The sequence below is a fragment of the Kitasatospora putterlickiae genome (assembly GCF_039527695.1).
GTDB lineage: Bacteria > Actinomycetota > Actinomycetes > Streptomycetales > Streptomycetaceae > Kitasatospora > Kitasatospora putterlickiae.
The window spans coordinates 3,054-7,708 of record NZ_BAAAKJ010000484.1 but is presented as its reverse complement, the minus strand read 5'-3'; the positions used below and the strand labels follow the sequence as shown (position 1 = coordinate 7,708).

Here is a 4,655-nt window from a genome sequence, read left to right as displayed (position 1 = left end):
GGCCCACTGGGAGAGGGGGCCCCGGCAGCCTGCCGGGCGTGTGCGGGGAGGTCAGGCCGCGGCCGGCACCGGGGCCCCGCCGCGCTCCTCCTTGGCCAGCATCCGCTCGGCGACGAAGCCGCCGCCGGGCAGCACCGAGAGCACGAACAGCACGGCACCGCGCTTGACGTCCCACTTCTGCGCCTGCCAGGCCATGATCCAGAAGACCACGTACAGGATGAACAGGATCCCGTGGATCATGCCCATCACCGGCACGGCGTTGAAGTCGGTGGTGCGCTTGAGCACCGAGCAGACCAGCAGGAGCAGGAAGGAGACCCCTTCGGGGCCGGAGACCAGGCGCAGGCGGTGGACGGCGCTGCTGTTCACGATGGATACCTCGATACGCGGGGGCTCGGAGATCGCTTGTGAACCGGCTCACAAGCATCCGGTCCATTATCGCCGAGCACATGTCCGAACCCGCCGCCGGGGTGGCCCGGAGCCCGGGCCGCACCATTTGTCGCAGACACGTACCAGAACACGGCCACCCCCTCCCCCGCCGCGCCCGCCGAACGCTAGATTGCGCCCGTGGCACAGTTTCGACTCCAGGGGTCAAAGACGCTCGCCGTCGACATGACCGGCGATTCCGTGAAGGCCAAGAACGGCTCAATGGTCGCGTACACCGGCCAGATGAACTTCAAGAAGCTCAGCGGGGGCGGTGACGGCCTGCGCGGCATGGTGACGCGCCGCCTCACCGGTGAGCAGATGACGGTCATGGAGGTGAAGGGACAGGGCACCTGCTACTTCGCCGACCAGGCGACCGAGATCAACCTCGTGCGGCTGAACGGCGAGACGCTGTACGTCGAGTCCGACAACCTGCTCTGCACCGAGGGCACGCTGAGGACCGGCACCACCTTCACCGGCCTGAACGGCGCGGCCTCCGGCAACGGCCTGTTCACCACCAAGGTCGAGGGCCACGGCTGGGCCGCCGTCACCTCCCAGGGGCCGGCGATCATCCTGCGGGTCTCCCAGGGCTCGCCGCTGCGGGTCGACCCCGGGGCGTACGTCGCCCACACCGGCAACCTCAACCGCTCCATCAGGTCCGGCGCCGGCTGGAGCACCTTCATCGGCGAGGGCGGCGGCGAGGCCGTCCAGGTGGAGTTCACCGGCGAGGGCCTGGTCTACGTGCAGCCCTCCGAGAAGCTGACCGTCGGGGGCGACGTCTGATGGCGTTCACGAAGATCAACAGCAAGATGATCGAGGCCCGGGTCGTGCCGGGCCAGCGGATGTTCAGCCAGCGCGGCGCGATGCTCGCGTACACCGGCGAGGTGCGGTTCACGCCGAACGTGACCGGCGGGCAGGGCGGCGTGATGTCGATGATCGGCCGCCGGGTGGCCAACGAGGACACCCCGCTGATGACCGTCGAGGGCCAGGGCAGCGTCCTGTTCGGCCACGGCGGCCACCACGTGCACGTGATCGACCTGACCGGCGACACCCTGTACGTCGAGGCGGACCGGCTGCTGGCCTTCGAGGGCTCGCTGCAGCAGTCCACCATGTTCATGGGCTCGCAGGGCGGCGTGATGGGCATGGTCCGCGGCCAGGTGACCGGCCAGGGCCTGTTCACCACCAAGCTGGACGGCCACGGCTCGGTCGCGGTGATGGCGCACGGCGGCGTCTTCGAGCTGCCGATCACCCCGCACCAGCCGGTGCACGTCGACCCGCAGGCCTACGTGGCGCACCGCGGCCAGGTCCAGAACAAGCTGTCCACCGCGCTCGGGTGGCGCGACATGATCGGCCGCGGCTCCGGCGAGGCGTTCCAGCTGGAGCTGTCCGGGAACGGCACGGTGTACGTGCAGGCGAGCGAGGAGAAGCTCTGATGTCCTACCCGCCGCAGCCCCCGTACGGGCAGCCGCAGGACCCGTACGGCCAGCCGACCCAGCCCGGCTACCCCGCCGCGCCGCCGCCCGGATACCCGCAGCCGGGCCAGCCGTACCCCCCGCAGGGCCAGCCGTACCCGCCCCCGGGCCAGCAGCCGTACCCGCCGCAGGGCCAGCCGTACCCGCCCCAGGGCCACCCCCAGCAGGGCGGCTACCCGCCGCCCCCGCCGCAGGGCTACCCGGCCCAGCCGCCGCAGCAGTACGCCCAGGAGCAGTTCGGCGGCGCGCAGGCCCCGCTGCCCAAGGCGCAGGACGGCTCCGGCCCGGTGGTGCACGACGCGTACAGCCTGCCGTCCGACGACAACGTCAACCCGTACGCCTTCTCGGTGGACCTCAACGGCTCGTACTTCCTGCAGAAGGGCAAGATGATCGCCTACTACGGCGACATCTCCTTCAAGGGCGTCGGCGCCGGCGCGGTCGACCGGATGCTCGGGCAGAACTTCAACTCGCCGATGCACGCGGCGGACTGGGTGGTCGCCGAGGGGCGCGGCAAGCTGCTGCTGGCCGACCGGGCCTTCGACCTCAACTCCTACGACCTGGAGGAGGGGAACCTGACGGTCCGCTCGGGGAACCTGCTGGCCTTCGAGCCCACCCTGAGGCTCAAGCAGTCGATCATCCCGGGCTTCCTGACCCTGATCGGCACCGGCAAGTTCGTCGCCGCCTCGAACGGTCCGGTGCACTTCGTCGAGCCGCCGATCCGGGTGGACCCGCAGGCGCTGGTCGGCTGGGCGGACTGCCCGGCGCCGTGCCACCACTACGACCACGACTACATGCACGGACTGCTCGGCGGACTGCGCCGGCTCACCGGGATGGGCGGGGCGTCCGGCGAGGAGCACCAGTTCGAGTTCATCGGCGCCGGCCAGGTGCTGCTGCAGTCGACCGAGGTGCTGATGGCGGAGCGGGCGGTCGGTCAGGTGCACGCCGAGGCCGGGGTGCCGATGGGCGGGGTGCCGACCCAGCACCCTTCGGGACACGGCACCCAGCTGCCGAACGTGAACGTGCCCGGGATCGGTAACCTGGGCAACCTCGGACGGCGCTTCGGGCTCTGACCCCGCGGCCGCGGCGCGGCGGGAGAGCCGTCGCGCCGTGGCCGGATCGCGGCGGCCGCCGGACGTGGGCGCCAACAAAGTCGTACAACATTGAACTAAATGCGGTATCCTGGGGCCATGGAGACGCACACGACCGACCCCGCCGACACCTCTGTCCCGCCGTCCGAGCGGCCAGAGGAGGAGACCCCCTGGCTGACCGCCCGGGAACAGCGGTTGTGGCGCGCCCACCTGGAGGTCGCCAAGCTGCTGGACTACCAGCTCAGCCGTGAGCTCCAGCCGCACAACCTGGCGATCAACGACTACGAGATCCTGGTGGTGCTCTCCGAGGCCCCCGAGCGGCGGATGCGGATGACCGACCTGGCCACCGCCACCCTCCAGTCGAAGAGCCGGCTCTCGCACCAGATCACCCGGATGGAGAACGCCGGCCTGGTGCTGCGCCAGGAGTGTCCCGGCGACCGCCGCGGCCTCTACGCCCACCTCACCGATCAGGGCTGGGAGACCATGCAGCGGGTCGCGCCCTGCCATGTGCGCAGCGTCCGGGCGCACTTCATCGACCGCTTCTCCCCCGAGCAGCTCGACGCGATGTACGAGGCGCTGGCGCCCGTCGCCGAGCACCTGCGGGGCCTGCGCGGCCGCGGCTGAGCGGACGGACCGGAGGCCGGCCCCCTTCCTGCGGGGGCCGGCCTCCGGTCGTTCTCGTGCGGGGCCCGGTCAGCGCCCGGTCAGCCCGGCCACCAGCCGGTCGGCCGCGCCGTAGGGGTCCAGCCCGCCCGCCACCACCTGCTCGGCCAGGGTGGCCAGGTGCCGGTCGCCGTGCAGGTCGCCGATCCGGGCGCGCAGCGCGGCCAGCGCGATCGCCTCGACCTCGTCGGCGGCCCGGCGCCGGCGCCGCACGGCCAGCTCGCCGTGCTCGTCCAGCCAGGCGCGGTGCTTCTCCAGCGCCTCGACCACCTCGTCGACGCCCTCGCCCCGGGCCGCGACGGTCTTCACGATCGGCGGGCGCCAGTCCCCCGCCCCGCGGGCCTCGCCCAGGCCCAGCATGTGGTTCAGCTCCCGGGCGGTGGCGTCGGCTCCGTCCCGGTCGGCCTTGTTGACCACGAACACGTCGCCGATCTCCAGGATCCCGGCCTTGGCGGCCTGGATGCCGTCGCCCATCCCGGGGGCGAGCAGCACCACGGTGGTGTCGGCCCGCGCGGCGATCTCCACCTCGGACTGGCCGACGCCGACCGTCTCCACCAGGATCACGTCGCAGCCGGCCGCGTCCAGCACCCGCAGCGCCTGCGGGGCGGCCCAGGAGAGGCCGCCGAGGTGACCGCGGGTGGCCATCGAGCGGATGAACACCTCGGGATCGGTGGCGTGGTCCTGCATCCGGACCCGGTCGCCGAGCAGGGCGCCGCCGGAGAACGGCGAGGACGGGTCGACCGCCAGCACGCCGACCCGCTTGCCCAGCCGCCGGTAGGCGGAGACCAGCGCCGAGGTGGAGGTGGACTTGCCCACGCCCGGCGAGCCGGTCAGGCCCACCGTGTAGGCCCGCCCGGTGTACGGCGCCAGCGCGGCCATCACCTCGCGCAGCTCGGGCGCGGCGTTCTCGACCAGCGAGATCAGCCGGGCGACCGCCCGCGGACGGCCCTGCCGGGCCTGCTCGACCAGGGTCGGCACATCGATCATGGGGTGGGTCTCCTTGCGCCGAGGG

General features: G+C 72.2%; 6 protein-coding genes. 4 read left to right on the top strand and 2 right to left on the bottom strand.

Annotated features, from left to right (window positions below; translation table 11 throughout):
- Window positions 1–51: 51 nt before the first annotated feature.
- Entirely contained in the window at window positions 52–366 is a 315-nt protein-coding gene (locus ABD308_RS37525; protein ID WP_425554957.1) for a DUF3817 domain-containing protein, read from the bottom strand.
- A gap of 198 nt (window positions 367–564) precedes the next feature.
- Between ABD308_RS37525 and ABD308_RS37520 the strand changes: the two genes are divergently transcribed.
- The 4 genes from ABD308_RS37520 (at window position 565) to ABD308_RS37505 (ending at window position 3,604) form a co-directional block, all read left to right on the top strand.
- Window positions 565–1,203, top strand: a complete 639-nt coding sequence (locus ABD308_RS37520; RefSeq protein ID WP_344345171.1) for an AIM24 family protein — start codon at window positions 565–567, stop codon at window positions 1,201–1,203.
- Window positions 1,203–1,853, top strand: coding sequence for an AIM24 family protein (locus ABD308_RS37515; RefSeq protein WP_344345166.1), 651 nt, complete (start codon window positions 1,203–1,205; stop codon window positions 1,851–1,853). Before ABD308_RS37520 ends, ABD308_RS37515 begins: the two co-directional genes overlap by 1 nt.
- Before the next feature lie 296 nt (window positions 1,854–2,149).
- Window positions 2,150–2,962 (top strand): AIM24 family protein, encoded by an 813-nt coding sequence (locus tag ABD308_RS37510; protein ID WP_344345209.1) that lies wholly within the window; start codon window positions 2,150–2,152, stop codon window positions 2,960–2,962.
- 117 nt (window positions 2,963–3,079) lie between these two features.
- Window positions 3,080–3,604 (top strand): MarR family winged helix-turn-helix transcriptional regulator, encoded by a 525-nt coding sequence (locus ABD308_RS37505; RefSeq protein WP_344345161.1) that lies wholly within the window; start codon window positions 3,080–3,082, stop codon window positions 3,602–3,604.
- Window positions 3,605–3,673: 69 nt separating this feature from the next.
- Here ABD308_RS37505 and meaB read toward each other — a convergent pair whose 3' ends face one another.
- On the bottom strand, window positions 3,674–4,630 hold the full coding sequence (gene meaB / locus ABD308_RS37500) for a methylmalonyl Co-A mutase-associated GTPase MeaB (protein WP_344345157.1): 957 nt from the start codon (window positions 4,628–4,630) through the stop codon (window positions 3,674–3,676).
- Between the last annotated feature and the right edge of the window lie 25 nt (window positions 4,631–4,655).

Excerpts from the sequence above, each read along its gene's own strand:
- ABD308_RS37505 (WP_344345161.1), top strand. The coding sequence starts at position 3,080 with ATGGAGACGCACACGACCGACCCCGCCGACACCTCTGTCCCGCCGTCC.
- meaB (WP_344345157.1), bottom strand. The coding sequence starts at position 4,630 with ATGATCGATGTGCCGACCCTGGTCGAGCAGGCCCGGCAGGGCCGTCCG.
- ABD308_RS37515 (WP_344345166.1), top strand. The coding sequence starts at position 1,203 with ATGGCGTTCACGAAGATCAACAGCAAGATGATCGAGGCCCGGGTCGTG.